15 protein-coding genes are annotated in these 13,859 nt (G+C 62.2%); 7 read left to right on the forward strand and 8 right to left on the reverse strand.

From position 1 onward, the window contains the following. The first annotated feature begins 20 nt into the window (after window positions 1-20). Both FRZ40_RS38385 and FRZ40_RS38390 read left to right on the forward strand, forming a co-directional pair. Window positions 21-947 (forward strand): beta-keto acid cleavage family enzyme, encoded by a 927-nt coding sequence (locus tag FRZ40_RS38385; RefSeq protein ID WP_147237684.1) that lies wholly within the window; start codon window positions 21-23, stop codon window positions 945-947. Then, window positions 944-1,885, forward strand: coding sequence for a 3-hydroxyacyl-CoA dehydrogenase NAD-binding domain-containing protein (locus tag FRZ40_RS38390; protein WP_147237685.1), 942 nt, complete (start codon window positions 944-946; stop codon window positions 1,883-1,885). Before FRZ40_RS38385 ends, FRZ40_RS38390 begins: the two co-directional genes overlap by 4 nt. A gap of 57 nt (window positions 1,886-1,942) precedes the next feature. On the opposite strand, the gene FRZ40_RS38395 is transcribed toward FRZ40_RS38390, so the two are convergent. From FRZ40_RS38395 to FRZ40_RS38425, 7 genes are all read right to left on the reverse strand, one after another. After that, window positions 1,943-3,217 (reverse strand): hypothetical protein, encoded by a 1,275-nt coding sequence (locus FRZ40_RS38395; RefSeq protein WP_147237686.1) that lies wholly within the window; start codon window positions 3,215-3,217, stop codon window positions 1,943-1,945. Window positions 3,218-3,985: 768 nt separating this feature from the next. After that, complete coding sequence (locus FRZ40_RS38400; RefSeq protein ID WP_240057462.1) at window positions 3,986-4,750, reverse strand: helix-turn-helix transcriptional regulator; 765 nt, start codon at window positions 4,748-4,750, stop codon at window positions 3,986-3,988. Window positions 4,751-4,873: 123 nt separating this feature from the next. Next, window positions 4,874-5,320 carry a DUF2000 domain-containing protein gene (locus tag FRZ40_RS38405; RefSeq protein ID WP_240057463.1) on the reverse strand — a complete coding sequence of 149 codons (447 nt, stop codon included), beginning with the start codon at window positions 5,318-5,320 and terminating at the stop codon, window positions 4,874-4,876. Between the two features lie 125 nt (window positions 5,321-5,445). After that, a complete protein-coding gene (locus FRZ40_RS38410) occupies window positions 5,446-6,573 on the reverse strand; it encodes a sensor histidine kinase (RefSeq protein WP_147237689.1) in 1,128 nt (375 codons plus the stop codon). Between the two features lie 105 nt (window positions 6,574-6,678). Further along, window positions 6,679-7,425: an SDR family NAD(P)-dependent oxidoreductase gene (locus FRZ40_RS38415; protein WP_028366113.1), complete on the reverse strand. Its 747-nt coding sequence runs from the start codon at window positions 7,423-7,425 to the stop codon at window positions 6,679-6,681. A 4-nt stretch (window positions 7,426-7,429) separates the two neighbouring features. Then, window positions 7,430-7,792, reverse strand: a complete 363-nt coding sequence (locus FRZ40_RS38420; RefSeq protein WP_028366114.1) for a cupin domain-containing protein — start codon at window positions 7,790-7,792, stop codon at window positions 7,430-7,432. A gap of 123 nt (window positions 7,793-7,915) precedes the next feature. Continuing rightward, a complete protein-coding gene (locus FRZ40_RS38425; RefSeq protein ID WP_147237690.1) occupies window positions 7,916-8,206 on the reverse strand; it encodes a hypothetical protein in 291 nt (96 codons plus the stop codon). Between the two features lie 699 nt (window positions 8,207-8,905). Between FRZ40_RS38425 and FRZ40_RS38430 the strand changes: the two genes are divergently transcribed. Next, window positions 8,906-9,247: a BON domain-containing protein gene (locus FRZ40_RS38430; protein ID WP_028366116.1), complete on the forward strand. Its 342-nt coding sequence runs from the start codon at window positions 8,906-8,908 to the stop codon at window positions 9,245-9,247. Between the two features lie 96 nt (window positions 9,248-9,343). Continuing rightward, window positions 9,344-10,351 (forward strand): transglutaminase family protein, encoded by a 1,008-nt coding sequence (locus tag FRZ40_RS38435; protein WP_147237691.1) that lies wholly within the window; start codon window positions 9,344-9,346, stop codon window positions 10,349-10,351. On the opposite strand, the gene FRZ40_RS38440 is transcribed toward FRZ40_RS38435, so the two are convergent. Next, window positions 10,348-11,082 (reverse strand): hypothetical protein, encoded by a 735-nt coding sequence (locus FRZ40_RS38440; protein ID WP_147237692.1) that lies wholly within the window; start codon window positions 11,080-11,082, stop codon window positions 10,348-10,350. The genes FRZ40_RS38435 and FRZ40_RS38440 overlap by 4 nt on opposite strands. On the opposite strand from FRZ40_RS38440, the gene sctQ reads away from it, so the two are divergent. Genes sctQ through FRZ40_RS38455 form a run of 3 tightly spaced genes read left to right on the forward strand, consistent with a single transcriptional unit; the run spans window position 11,077 to window position 13,827 of the window. Further along, window positions 11,077-12,294: a type III secretion system cytoplasmic ring protein SctQ gene (gene sctQ / locus FRZ40_RS38445; protein ID WP_420873919.1), complete on the forward strand. Its 1,218-nt coding sequence runs from the start codon at window positions 11,077-11,079 to the stop codon at window positions 12,292-12,294. The genes FRZ40_RS38440 and sctQ overlap by 6 nt on opposite strands. Next, window positions 12,287-12,955 (forward strand): type III secretion system export apparatus subunit SctR, encoded by a 669-nt coding sequence (gene sctR / locus FRZ40_RS38450; protein ID WP_028366118.1) that lies wholly within the window; start codon window positions 12,287-12,289, stop codon window positions 12,953-12,955. The genes sctQ and sctR overlap by 8 nt, the downstream gene beginning before the upstream one ends. Further along, a complete protein-coding gene (locus FRZ40_RS38455; protein ID WP_420873920.1) occupies window positions 12,952-13,827 on the forward strand; it encodes a lytic transglycosylase domain-containing protein in 876 nt (291 codons plus the stop codon). Before sctR ends, FRZ40_RS38455 begins: the two co-directional genes overlap by 4 nt. Window positions 13,828-13,859 lie beyond the last annotated feature (32 nt).

Raw genomic sequence — 13,859 nt, forward strand, 5'->3', positions numbered from 1 at the left:
CTTCTCCGGAGAACACCAGCATGAGCAAGCCAAAAGTCATCGTGACCGTGGCCCCGACGGGCGGCATGGCCAGCAAGGCAATGAACCCCGCCCTTCCTACGCAACCGCGCGAGATCACCGACGACACCTACCGCTGCTACAACGCCGGCGCGAGCGTGGTCGCGGTGCACGCACGGCGTCCCGACGATCAGGCCACCTGCGATCCCGCCATCTACAGTCACATCAACCGGCTGATCCGCGACAAGTGCGACATCATCCTCAACAACTCCACGGGCGGCGGCATCAACGGCGATATGGTGCGCGAACTCGACAACGGCCTGTGGGAGATCCAGTGGGAAGAACGCCTGAAAGGCATGCAAGGTGACGGCGTCGAAATGTGCACGCTGGATGCCCAGACGGTAATCGCGAGCTTCGGCGGCAAGGAAATTCTCGTCGCGACGCCGCCTTCGCGAATCCGGCAGATTGCGTCGATGATGAAGGAGCGTGGAATCAAGCCGGAGTGGGAAGTGTTCGGACTCGCAGACATCGTTCAGGATGTGCAGCGCGCCATCAACGAGGGGCTCGACGACGCGCCGCATTTCATCAATATCGTCATCGGCGCCAACGCGTTCCAGGGCGCGCTGCCCTATACACCGCGCCTGTTGCAGACCATGGTCGATCACCTGCCGGACAACACGGTCTTCAACGTCAGCGCCATCGGCGCGGCGCAGCTGCCCGCGGCGATGAATTCGCTGCTGCTGGGCGGGCACGTGCGCGTCGGGCTCGAAGACAACCTGTACTACCGACACGGCGAGCTGGCCACGAATGTGCAACTGGTCGAAAGACTCGTGCGCCTCGTCCGCGAAATGGGCTACGAGCCGGCTACGCCAACCGAGGCGCGCGAGATCATCGGACTGCGGCCTTTGCGCGAAGCAAGCCGCGCGGCCTGCCTGGAAGTGCAGTCATGAACGAGGGCGCCGTCAACGTAGCGATTGTCGGGACGGGCGTGATCGGTGCGGGCTGGGCAACGCATTTCCTTGCACAGGGTTTCGCCGTCACTGCGACGGATCCCGGCGACGGAGCCGAGTCGCGGCTGCGCAAGTGGATCGACGACAACTGGCCCGCCGCCGGGCGCCTGGGCCTCGCCAAAGGCGCTTCGCGGCAGAACCTGACGTTCACGACCGACGTCGGCACTGCCGTGCGGCATGCCGACTTCATTCAGGAGAGCGGCCCGGAACGGCTGGACGTCAAGCACACGTTGATAGCGACCATCGAATCGGCCGCGAAAGCCGATGCGATCATCGCATCGTCCTCCTCGGGGCTGTCGGTCAGCGACATCCAAACGGGCGCCCGGCATCCGGAACGGATCGTCCTCGGACATCCGTTCAATCCGTCGCACATCATTCCGCTCGTGGAGGTGGGCGGCGGCCGACTGACCTCGCCCGAAAACGTCGCGAAGGCCATCGCGTTCTATACAGCGACAGGCAAGAAGCCCATCAGGATCGACAAGGAGGTCAAGGGGCATATTGCGAACCGGCTGCAGGTGGCGCTGTGGCAGGAAGCCATCAGCCTGGTGCAGCGCGGTGTCGCGTCGGTGGAAGCAATCGACGCGGCCATCGCCTACGGCCCCGGTCTGCGCTGGGCGTTGTTGGGGCCGTTCCTCAACCTTCATGCTTCGGGCGGCCCCGGCGGCGTGACGCATGTGCTGCAGCATCTTGGTCCCGCCCAGCGTGAATGGGCCAAAGACCTGGGCACCTATCCCGAGAGCGACGAGTACATCGAGTCGATTGCGAAAGGCGTCGAAGCGGAGCTCACACCGTACGATTTCACGGAAATGTTGCGCCAGCGCGATGAATTGCTGATTCAGTTGCTGGAGGCAAAGCGAAATCTGTCGCAGATTCCATAGCTAAAGAACGATTAGCGTCAGCTGCCCCCGCTCCCATCGACGTTGGCGCGTAAGGGATCAGTTGTCGGCGTTGCTGGAAATGAAAGAGGCGAATGCACTGTACGGCGGATTCAGTGCAACGCCATCCTTCATAATGCCGAACGTGTTGTTCCCGCTATCGAGGATGTAGTACATCACCGACTGAACGTTGTGCGTTTTCCGCTGCTGATAAAAACTGCCCAGCGTCTTCGTGATGTAGCTGGCGCGATAGTCCTGAGCTTTCTCCGGCCCCGTGTTCCATTCCGTGATCATGAATGGCACGCCATAGCGCGCCTTGCAATACGTCGGCAGATCGAACCCCGGGCCCGAGCCGTCGATTCCGATGTTGAAGATATCGCCGTACACCTCGTAGTTGTGCCAGGTCGTGATGTCCCAGCGCACTTTCGGGTGGCCACCCGAGCCATCCGGTTGCATGCCGTCCCACAACGCGTCTGCTGCGCCGATATCGGCCACGCAGAAGTTAATGCCGCATTTCGCGTCTGACTGGACAGCCTTCACGCCATCGATCATTCCGCGCATCGCCCCGCGCATGATCGGCCAGTTCAGGTTATTGAAGTCGATTACCTTGGTGCCTGCGTTGGTGAAGTCGAGAATCGTCGCATTTTGCCGCGTCAATTCGTTTCCGCACTCGTACATCGTGACGCCGTATTGCTTGAGTGCATTCGCAATGGCCATGGCGGCCTGCAATCCGCGGTTATAGGCGGCGGACTCGCCTGGAAACAGATTGCCGGTTGAATCGTAGATGCCCATATTGATCAGCACCAGCAGCGACAGTCCGTTCGACTGGAACGCCTGCGCCAGTTTGGAAACGGCACTGATCTGGGCGGGATCGTCGGTACATCCGACGCGGTAGGTCGTGCAGCCCAGGCCTTTCAGGATCGATACGAGCTTCGCCGGCGTATACGTGTAGTCGTAGTGTCCGTTGATCCCGTAGAACATTCCCGCCGGTGCCGCGACGGCGACGCGCGGATCGCTGCATGGCAGCCAGACATCGAGGTCCGCGCACACATAGAACTGCCCGCCCGTACCGATGTGCCACATCTTGCCGCCGTACCAGAGCAGCAGCGACACGTTATACGTGGTTCCCACCGTCGTGCCGTTGCGATAGATGACGCCGTTCTTGACCGTCCACTGCGAGCCCATCTTGTCGATGATCACGGAAGCCGAAGGAATCGTCGTGCCGTCGGGCGACGCTCCACTGGCTACGGCTCCGAAAGCCTGTCCATACGCACCCAGAAGGTATCCGCCACCAAGAGCCGACAGGCTGCCAAGAAATTGACGTCGTTTAATCATCGCAAATGGGTTCTCTCGAGTAAATTGCGGGGGAAAGAAATTCGATAGTCGAGTGGATCTTCGAACGGGAAGGACAGGGCAATCGCGCTCTACTTATTACGTACTGCTTATCGATAATGGCAGTGACTCACCTGCTCGTTGCGTGTAATTGAAGACAGGAAAACCACCGCACTATGACGGGGTGACGCGACGGTTCTCGTGCCGACGCCTTATGCAAGCATCGTCAACTCAAGAAAGAGCAGCCTGCAACTCGTTCGCCCCGCCCGTTCGATCGGGGTAAATAATACCCGTCTAATGATTTGAATTACATACTTCAAGCCAATTCATGGTCCAATTAGCGAGATTCTTTCCAATGTTAATTTGAGGAAAGGAAATTTCGCCTTAGCCGCGAATCATGAGAAAGCACATTTCATCTTTTCGGACCGGTCGGCGGCGCGAGGCGGTATTTATTGGACTTATTGCGCCGCAAGCAGGACACTGGCAGAGACCGGCGATCGACGCCATTGCCACTCACTGAATGAAGTCACAATTACCGACTGCCCGGCGATAGAGAATCGATGAAATTTTGATCGCGACGAGAATATCTTTTCGGAACCGACCCCGAACTTATCAACGGCTCGGATAGCCTGTTACTCGAGCGTCGAAGGAACTCCGTTCGTGCGAAAAATCGCATCAGCCATCGCAACGTGATTCCAAACGTGTACTTCCACGTTCCGTGGGTTCCTGTCAAACCCGTGCCATCGCTGCACGCCCCTGCACACCGGGCGATTACGAAAACGCGGCCTGATAGACCTTCGGCGTCACGCCCGTTTGCTTCTTGAATACACGCGTGAAGTGCGACTGATCGGCAAAGCCCGTCCGCGCACCGACTTCGGCGATAGGCCTGCCCGTTCGCAGCATGGGCAGCGCGTGCCGCACGCGTTCCTGTTGCTGAAACGCATGAGGGCTCATCCCTGCTTCGCGTTCGAACGCACGCAGCAGCACAAAAGGCGTCACGCCGAACTCGCCTGCAAGCGTCGACAAGGTCACGCGCGCATGGAGGTCGTCGCGCAGACGACTTTTGATCGCGCGGACCAGAGCCGGCTCTCTGCGCGCGCCGGGCAGACAGGCGGCGCGTGCATGCCGCGCATGCAGACCGACGACAGCACAGGCGAGGACTTCGCTGCGCTTGAATGGGTCGTCGTCTACTTCGGAGCACCAGTTCACACCGTAGAGATGGCGCGACAGTTCCGGGTCGGTAATGAAAGGGCTCGCCACATCGAACCGTTCACGTCGGGGCACGCCAAGCCGCTCGCAATAAGCGGCGAGTGACGCGGGCTGCACATGTTCGACGCGCATCTTCCAGTGGCCATCGCCGGCGGCGACACCCGAATGCACGACGTCCGCATCGATGACGATCACGTCGCCTCGACGGCACAGGCGCCGCTCCTGCCCGACCTCGACCGCGAGCGTGCCGCCCGTGATCACCGCGAGGCAATGCGTGTCGTGCGTGTGCGGCGGATACCGGTGGCCGACGAACTGGCCTTTCAGCATGACGGCATCCATGACGTCCGGTGCGTGCCAAAGCTTGACAGAAGGCGTCGGCGATAGGGTTTTCATCTTGATGCGGCCCGTTGAACTCAGACGGAAGACATCATCATAGGATGTTGGGCGCCATCATGCGAACAGCGAAAAGCCGCCAACCAGTTTATTGATCCTGTTCCTCGGTCCGACCAGGCCGATTGCCAGGTACCGGAGTGAGTCGCCCGAAAGCGCTTGAACGGCGTCGAGAAACGCAGCGTAATCGGTGGTGGCCTGGCCTTCCACAGGGAAGTCGACCACATCGCAGTGCGCCAGCGATTTCTGACGCAGCTCGCTCAACTGCTCGACCGTGGCCTTGAGCACCGAAATGCCGATGGGGATGAGACCCGGATGTGCCGTACCGTCACGCTCGCGCAATGGCGCACCCACCAGATGACTGTGCCGCTGCCCGAGCGTAAACGCGATGACGGCCGCGGCGTTCGACGCCTTGCCGGGCGACAACGCTGCGTCCACGACGATGACACAGCGCTCGGGCTTTTGCGGAGCCTCCGCATTGATCGAAGCACCTGCTTCTGTCTGCAATAACAATTCCCTTCTCCTGAGATCCTGAGAAACAGCCTTCGAGAGGATGCTAGAGAAGATCGGAGGAAAAGTATTGGACGATTTTGCAGCAGGCTGAGGCCGAAGACCGGCTGACGACGCGATCCTTACTGTTCGGGTGTCCGCGGCAGCGTCACGGAAAACGTCGTCTCCGCATCGTTGGATCGCGTCTCGATAGCGCCGTGATGGGCTTTGACGATTTCACTCGCTATATAAAGACCCAATCCCAGGTTACCCGCACGCCCGTCGTCGTTCTGACTGGCCGGACCTCGCATCAGCGGGTCGAAGATACTGGCCATCGTTGCCGTTCCGATCGCAGCGCCGCGATTGCTTACATCGATGCGCACATGCGTAGCGTCGCAAGTCATCGTCACGCACACGGGCGTGTCGCGAGCGCCATATTTGATGGCATTGAGAACGAGGTTGCCAAGCAGTTGCTGCAGACGCGAACCATCCCAGTTGCCGCGCGAGTCGCCGCTGACGTGCAATTCGATCTGCCTGTCGGGATGAATCGCGCGCAACTCATCCACTTCGTCAGCGAGCACCGCTGCCAGATCGATGTTCGCCACCGCTACGTTGATGCCTAGACCCAGTTTGGTCCGGTTGAATTCGGTGAGATCGTCGAGCAGTGCCTGCATCCTCGCGCCGCTCCGTATCAGGCGGTCGGCGGCCTTCGATACCTGCTCCCCGGCATTGAGCAGTGCCAGGCACGAGGCGGTGGACTGAATGGCCTGGAGCGGGCTGCGCATGTCGTGCCCAAGCATCCCAAGCAAAAGATTGCGGTTCTGCTCGATCTGCGCGTTGAACGAAGTGACCGATTCGGCAAGTGCGTGATCGATCGCTTCGTTGAAGCGGATCAGGCCGTCGGGATCGGGGCCGCCGGGCGCGCAGTCGTCCATCCAGAGGCGAAGCACACTGGCGCGCAAAGCGCGATATTCGGCGACAAGCTGGTTGACGGTGAAGCCCGCCCGTGCCCTAAGCACGCCATGCTGTTGAGCGGCTGTTTCGTCCGTCGGGTCGATCACCCCGGCGCCCCGTCCCATTGATTTTTCGCGCCGGGCTTCACGGCTTTGCGAGGTACGCAAATCCGTCGCCACGTCTTTCAGGATCTGCTCGATGTGTTCGCGCAAATCCGCCGAGCCCATGTGTTCCGCAGGCGACAGGCTGGCCGCGAATGCCTCCCATTGCGCCGCAATCGGCTCCATGTCTCGCAAGATAAAGTCTGCAAGTTGCATGTCTGGTCTCCGAACCGCGATGGGTTGTTATCCCGGGTTGGTCAGCATGCATATGTTACACGGAATGCGGCGGCTGGCTTCGAGGCCAGATGCGAACGACGGCCATCAGAACGGGCTGATCCCCGACATCCCCCCGTCCACCGCGAGATCGGCGCCCGTCATATAGCGCGATGCATCCGATGCGAGAAAAAGGATGGCTGCAGCGATTTCATCGGGGTGAGCCGGCCGCTTCATCGGAATGACGTTCGACCATTGCGCCAGTTGCTCGCTGGATATTCCCAATGTGTCGAATATCGGCGTCTGCGCAACGCCTGGTGAAATGCTGTTGACGCGTATGCCGTGCTCGACGAATTCGGCAGCAAAGCTCTTTGCGAGCGAAATCACGGCGGCCTTCGATGCACAGTACGCCGAGAAATTCTTCGTCCCCTGGTTGGCCGCGAGCGATGCAACGAGGATGATCGATGCCGGTCGCCCGAGAAACGGCAGCGACTCGCGAACGGTTACATAGACGCCGCCGACATTGACGTTGAGTACGTCGGAAAATTGCGCCAGCGATGTCTCGCGCACGGGTGTTTGCCGCGAGACACCGGCATTCGCGACCACCACATTGACATCGCATTGAAAGTGGGCGACTGCCGTCTCGTAGAGCCGTTGCATTGCCTCCGGACTAGCCGAGTCCGCGACGACAGCCAATGTGTTCTCGCCGAGCTTCGCCGCGGCCTGGTTCAGCTTGTCCGCGTTGCGCCCGCTGATCACCACGCGCGCGCCTTCAGACAGGAATCGCTGGGCGGTCGCGAAGCCAATGCCACTGCTGCCGCCTGTTACTACAGCCAAAGCACGCGTGAGCAGCATCGCCTCATCCTCGCAAGTTGACGACCAACGCGCGGCCCGCCTGAGTCGCGCGCGTCGTATGGCCCTTGCCGTGCAAGTCGCCCGCGACGAAAACGGCGCCCGCCGCAAAGCGTTGCGCGGCGCCGTCGCTCTCTACCGCAATCTCGAGTTCCCCGGCGAGCACGATGACATATTGCCTCGACGGCGGATTGTGCCAGCCGAGAAAATAATCACTGTCGAACTCGTGCAAGAGCACGCTCTCGCAGGCTTGCGCCGACGATAACGACACGGTCACGCCATTGAACAGAACGGGGCTGACCTCGAACAGTTGAATGCGCCTGAATTGCGAGTTCCCGTCGCCGCCGGTATAGATCTCGATGCATTCCATCGTTTCTCCTTGGGTTAGCAAACGATTCGGGACCTCGGCAATACTCAGAAGAATGCAATAGCAATTGAAACTGGTCGGAGGATTCGAAGTTTAGGATGCAAAGGAGACTGTTTCAAACCTCGTTCATACAGGGAAGACTTTTGTTGAATGCGCGCGCCGATCAACCCGCCAACGAACGATCAGACGCGCACGCGCATAGACGACAAGCGCGGCCCCGGCGACGGTGAAGACGATCCAGCACCAGACGACATAGGTGCTGTGCAGCCGATCGTTCAAGACATGCAGAATCGCGAATTCGATGCTGAGCAGGATATTGGATACAACACTGGCCAACAGCGCCAATCCAACCTCGCGCATCGCGCCCACTCGACGACGCGTGCCGAACAACGCGGCGAGGAAAACGATGCCGGGCACGGTGAACGTGTCATGCGCAGCACAGGATGCCCAGCACGCTTCCGATACCCGGCCACCTCACGCGAACAGCCGGTCGTGCCCTCAGCCAGACCGAAACGGATGGCATGAATAGCAGAATGAGCGGCACAAGCTCCGCGAGCCAAACGAGTGGAGGAATATGCGTCCCTCCGTAGCGCGCGGCAAAGACTACCGTCAGTGCCTCGAAGACAAGCCAGCAGAAGTAGACAGGCCGCGTCCACCGGCTGCCTCTTAGTGCAACGAGCGCACATAGCAGATGGATGGCTATCGTGATCAGATATAAAACAGCCTCTATCAGCCAATGATCGTGCCACGTCGCGAGTGGCCGATATTGAAACAGGAATACTTGATAGAGCGACAGCAGTAGTGGCACGACTGCGTACAGCTGCAGATACGCGTAGAAGGAAAGCGATAGCGGACGTCGCATCGAAGAGATTGGGAACAGCGCACGATATCGGATGGTCGGACGGTCAGAGCGTGACCCGTTAGCGAGCACACCCTCTTCGCATGGGTAACGACAATCGGGCGGAAGACTTGAGGCGTGCTTGTGCGAGGACACCTGCGACAGCTGCCGCCACGCTGCACTATCATGAGTGACTCAAGGAGGGCGCACCCGTGCACCAACTGCGAAGCAAATCCATACGACGCTCGTTGCGCGCGAACCCGCCTGTCGTGAACGACATGCAAAACGCGCCAGCCAGCAAACGCCGATGGCTGATCGCCGCAGTATTCGCGTTGCCCGCGTTCGTGTTCATCGACGGCTGCAAGACGACGACGACAACCGTGGCCGCCCCGGACGCAAACGCCACTGACGACGCCGCGCTCGCCGCGCGGGTGAAGCAGGCGCTCGTCGCGGACCCGGGGCTGCGATCGCTGCCGATTAGCGTCGCAACCTACAAAGGCGTCGTGCAGTTGTCGGGATATGCGGATTCAGACGCACAGATTCAGAAAGCGCTCGCCGTCACGCGCGACGTGCCGGGCGTGCACTCCGTGAGCAACGATCTGCACCTCAGGCCGCGATGAGCGCGTGACAGCGCGCGCGTCCTGTATCTGGACGGCGCCGTCAGTGGCATCATTGCCGTGTCAGCCGATCGCGCAGCACCGGCCTGGAGATCGCACATGTCCGTCTTTCTCGAAGTCGAGCACGTCACAACCTATCGCTACACCAGGCCAGTGGAGTTCTCGCCGCACCGCGTGATGTTCCGGCCGCGCGCCGCGCACGACATTCGCGTGCTGTCGGCCACACTGGCGGTGTTGCCGTACAGCACGCAGTACTGGATGCACGACGTGTTTTCCAATTCGGTCGCGATCGTCGAGCCGCGCGTGCCCGCCGACGCGCTGGATCTTCGCGCGCGCTTCGTGATCGAGCATTTCGGCGTGAAGAATCTGGAGTTGCCCGTCGCGCCTGAAGCCGAGAATTACCCGTTCCAGTACAGCGACGAAGATCGGCTCGACCTCGCACCCTTCCTGCCGCCGCAATACCCGGAGGATCACCCCCTGCTGCGCGACTGGGTGGCGCAGTTTCTCCCCCGGCGCGGGACGATTCACACGCGCGACATCCTGGCCAATATCAACGCCGCCATCCGCAGCGACTTCCAGTACCAGTCGCGCGACGCCATGGGCACGCAGCGTCCTTCCGAGACACTGAACCGGCGCAGCGGCACCTGCCGGGATTTCGCGCTGCTGATGATGGAAGTGGTGCGGGAGCTGGGTTTCGCCGCGCGTTTCGTGTCCGGCTATTTGTACGACCAGTCTCTCGACACGCCCGCGCCGCCGGCGGTGCGCAACACGGCGTTGCAACAGGGCGCGCGACAGATCGAAAGCCGCGACGACCCGCTCATGATCGGCGCCGGCGCGACCCACGCGTGGCTGCACGTCTTCTTGCCGGGCGCGGGCTGGGTGCCGTACGACCCGACCAACTCGCTCGTCGGCGGCACCGACCTGATCCGGGTGGCGTACACGCGCAAGCCCGAACAGGCCGCGCCCGTATCCGGTTCGTGGTTCGGCGCCGCGCAGGACTTCGCCGGGATGGACGTCAGCGTCAGCGTCCGGCGGATCGAGCCGCCGCCCGAGCCTGTATTCGCCGGCGAGCGTGCCTCGCAAAGCCCGTTAGCAGCCGGGTCTTAGCTGTTAGGGGCGGTCCGCTTCGAGCGCCATCCAGCGATCTTCCCGATAAACGAGTCTGCGTCGACGTGGGTACGCAGCAACTCTTCCATCGGCAGGGACGTCGGCACGTAATGCCCGTCGATGAAGCGCGACATCTGCACGATCGCCTCCATCGAGCGTGAGCCGTGCTCATCATTGCTCGCATACAGGAACGCGCGGATCAGGTCTTCATGGATGTTGGCAAACTGCAAGCCGGTTCGCGTTTTGCGGAAAATTTCCTTTGCGTTCCTCTCCAGAGCGGAGCGAAGCAGAATCGCGCGGCGCAGCAGCAGCATGCGGTCGATGGGTGCGAGCTTTCCATCCGGACTCTCTGGCGGATTGACGCCCGACACGTCCAGATGACCTCGCAACCGGCTCACGAAATCAGGCAGCTTGGCGCGCTTCGCTTCCTCGTCTTCGTCATTGGGCTGCTGTTGCGCCGCATCGCCCGCTGGCTGTTCCCCTTTCTTCTCCGTCGATGATGCAGTTCGACTGATCCGACATCGATTCCGCTCTGGCCGCGCACAGGCGGAAGCCGGTTTCGTAGTCGGCCCACGTTTGCGCTGCGTTGTCGGCCATTCGACTACGATTCGCGCCGCAAGATCGCGCGCCGCTCTCTCCCTACAATTGACGCACGGGCGGTGCTGCCTTCGGGCGGCATGCTCTATCTTTCCCTTCACGAACGTCATCGATCCGACCGATCCGCCGTGCATGCGTTGCCCTTCTTGCGAGCCGACGTCAACGACCCTCTGCATCACATGACGGACGATCCGCATCCGCAAGACACGCATCGTCCGTCAGTCGATCCGGCGCGTCACGTCACGCCGCTCGATGCGTCACCGCTTCTTGCGCGCCTGTCGCCCGCAGCGGCGCGCGGGCTGACGAACGCCTATGCGGCGCGCGCGCCGCTCGCGATACGTCTTGGCGGGCAAGCCTATGACATCGCCTGGCGCGCCGACGCCGCGCCCGTCGCCGACGCCCATGCATACCGATTCGTCGTCGGGCCGGCGCAGGGCACCGTATGGATCGACCCATCGGCGCAAGCCGAATGGCTCGGCGATGCCGCCTCGCCGGAAGTCCCCGCCTTGCTGCGCGCCGCGTTGCTGGCCGATCTGTGCGCGCCGCTGACCAAGACGCTGCAGACGCTCACGCGTCAGCGCGTGGAGTTGCTGCCGCCCGCCGACGAGCAGGCGCCGGATTCCTCAGGCGCCGCGTTGTATTTCGAACTGCGCCGCACCGACGACGGCTGGCGTTGTCACGGCGCGCTGCTGTTCGACGTGCCTGACGCGCTCGGTGTGTTCTTCGCCACGCCGCCTCCCGCTGCCGCCACGGAGCGCGAAACGACGGCAAGCCTGTTTGCCGCGCTGCCCGTGTCGCTGACGTTCGAACTCGGCCGCACGACGCTGATGGCGCGCGAACTCGCCGACGTCGAAGCGGGCGACATCATCGCGATCGAACACTGGCGCACGCAGGGGCAAAACCTGCTGTGCGCCGCTTATCTGTCATCGGCGCCCGCATGGGAAGTGCTCGGCAAGCCGTCGGGCAACCGCATCGTCGTCGAACGTATCAGGGAGATGCCATTGGAACGCACGTCATCGCAGGACGCGGCACGCGCGCAAAGCGCCGTATCGCAGGACTCCGCCGCGCAGCCGCCGCAGTCCGCACGCCAGTTCGACGGACTGTCCGTCGAACTGACGTTCCAGTTGCCGTCGTGCACGATGCCGCTCGGCGAACTGGGCACACTGCAGCCGGGCGGTGTGATCGAACTGGAACAGGGCGTGAATCAGAGCGTGATCCGCATCGTCGCGAACGGCACGCAGATCGGCACAGGCCATCTGATCGCCGTCGGCCAGAAGCTCGGCGTGCGCGTCACGGCACTCACGCCGCCCGCCGCGCACCCGCCGCGCGAGCGCCAGGATGGGTAATCTGCCGAATCCCGTCTCGCTGATCGCTGTTATCGTCGCGCTCGGCATTGCGCCGTTCGCCGCGCTGATGGTGACGAGCTATACCAAGCTGGTGGTCGTGCTCGGGCTGTTGCGTTCGGCGCTCGGCATCCAGCAGGTGCCGCCGAACATGGTGCTCAACGGCATCGCGCTGATTCTGTCGCTGTTCATCATGGCGCCCGTCGGCATGAATATCCGCGATGCGTTGCAGGAACGCAATTTCAATCCTTCGGGGCAGTTGTCGACGGCCGATATCGGCGCGCTCGCCGATGCCGCGCTGCCGCCCATCAAGGACTTTCTCACCGCGCATACGCGTTTGCGCGACCGCGAATTCTTCGTCAAGACAGCGACCAGCGTGTGGCCGAAAAGCCGCGCCGAAGGTCTCAAGGACGACGACCTGCTCGTGCTTGTGCCGAGCTTCACGCTCGCCGAACTGACGAAGGCGTTTCAGATCGGCTTCGTGATCTACATCGTGTTCATCGTCGTCGATCTGCTCGTGGCGAACGTCCTGCTCGCGCTCGGCATGCAGATGATTTCGCCCACTACCATCTCCGTGCCGTTCAAGCTGCTGCTGTTCGTCGCGCTCGACGGCTGGTCGCTGCTCGTGCACGGTCTGGTGCTGTCGTACAGGGTGGCGGGATGAACGGCGCGGCGCGCTCGCAGCTTGCAAGGCATGCGCTCGCGCGCATCGTCTGCATGCTGACCTGCGTGGCGACGCTGCTATTCGCGTTCATTGCACGCGACGCCGTTGCGCAGACGGGCGTGCCGCGCGCCGGCTTCGCGCAGCTTGCCCGCAGTTGCGCAGCGAATGTCGATGTCGTGACGCTGGCCGCGCTCGTGCGCACCGAATCGGCCTTCAATCCGTTTGCGATCGGCGTGGTCGGCGGGCATCTGGACCGCCAGCCCGCCTCGCTCGCCGAAGCGCTCGCGACGGTCCGTGTGCTCGAAGCGCGCGGCTTCAGCTACAGCGTCGGTCTCGCGCAAGTGAACAACCGCAACTTTGCGAAGTACGGCGAAACGGCCGCGTCGATCTTCGAACCGTGCCGCAACCTGCGCGCGGCGGCCGCCATTCTCACCGACTGCTTTGCGCGTTCGAGCGCGGCGCGCGCCGATCAGCAGAGCGCGTTGCGCGCCGCGCTGTCGTGCTACTACAGCGGCAACTTCACGACCGGCTTTCGCGCGGGCTATGTCGGCAAGGTGGTGATGAACGCGCGCCTGAACGCGATGCGCGGCGGCGCCGAGCCGATTCCCGTCGTCGCGGATGCGCACGCGCCGCCGCAGACCAGCAAGGCGGCGCTCGATGCGAAAGTCGACGAGACGCTGAACGAAGCGGGCCGGGCCTGTGGCAATGGGTCTGCCCAAGGCGTGCGCCCTGCCCTCGAATCCGTCAATGCAACCGGCGCGACTCGAGGCAACGCGCCGTCGTGCAGCGCGCATCCGCTCGTCGCGATGTGCCGGGGCCTCAGCGCAGCGCAGATCCATGCGTTGTGCCTGCGCTGTCTCGACGCGCGTTGACGTATCGCACCGTCAGCCGCGCAGGTCGTAGC

Origin of the sequence: Paraburkholderia azotifigens (assembly GCF_007995085.1) — a bacterium.
In the GTDB taxonomy this organism is placed as follows: domain Bacteria; phylum Pseudomonadota; class Gammaproteobacteria; order Burkholderiales; family Burkholderiaceae; genus Paraburkholderia; species Paraburkholderia azotifigens.

Bases quoted from the DNA above. Each gene is read 5' to 3' on its own strand.
- FRZ40_RS38385 (WP_147237684.1), top strand. From the start codon at position 21: ATGAGCAAGCCAAAAGTCATCGTGACCGTGGCCCCGACGGGCGGCATG.
- FRZ40_RS38390 (WP_147237685.1), top strand. From the start codon at position 944: ATGAACGAGGGCGCCGTCAACGTAGCGATTGTCGGGACGGGCGTGATC.
- FRZ40_RS38395 (WP_147237686.1), bottom strand. From the start codon at position 3,217: ATGATTAAACGACGTCAATTTCTTGGCAGCCTGTCGGCTCTTGGTGGC.
- FRZ40_RS38400 (WP_240057462.1), bottom strand. From the start codon at position 4,750: ATGCTGAAAGGCCAGTTCGTCGGCCACCGGTATCCGCCGCACACGCAC.
- FRZ40_RS38410 (WP_147237689.1), bottom strand. From the start codon at position 6,573: ATGCAACTTGCAGACTTTATCTTGCGAGACATGGAGCCGATTGCGGCG.
- FRZ40_RS38415 (WP_028366113.1), bottom strand. From the start codon at position 7,425: ATGCTGCTCACGCGTGCTTTGGCTGTAGTAACAGGCGGCAGCAGTGGC.
- FRZ40_RS38420 (WP_028366114.1), bottom strand. From the start codon at position 7,792: ATGGAATGCATCGAGATCTATACCGGCGGCGACGGGAACTCGCAATTC.
- FRZ40_RS38430 (WP_028366116.1), top strand. From the start codon at position 8,906: ATGCAAAACGCGCCAGCCAGCAAACGCCGATGGCTGATCGCCGCAGTA.
- FRZ40_RS38435 (WP_147237691.1), top strand. From the start codon at position 9,344: ATGTCCGTCTTTCTCGAAGTCGAGCACGTCACAACCTATCGCTACACC.
- FRZ40_RS38440 (WP_147237692.1), bottom strand. From the start codon at position 11,082: ATGCACGGCGGATCGGTCGGATCGATGACGTTCGTGAAGGGAAAGATA.
- sctR (WP_028366118.1), top strand. From the start codon at position 12,287: ATGGGTAATCTGCCGAATCCCGTCTCGCTGATCGCTGTTATCGTCGCG.
- FRZ40_RS38455 (WP_420873920.1), top strand. From the start codon at position 12,952: ATGAACGGCGCGGCGCGCTCGCAGCTTGCAAGGCATGCGCTCGCGCGC.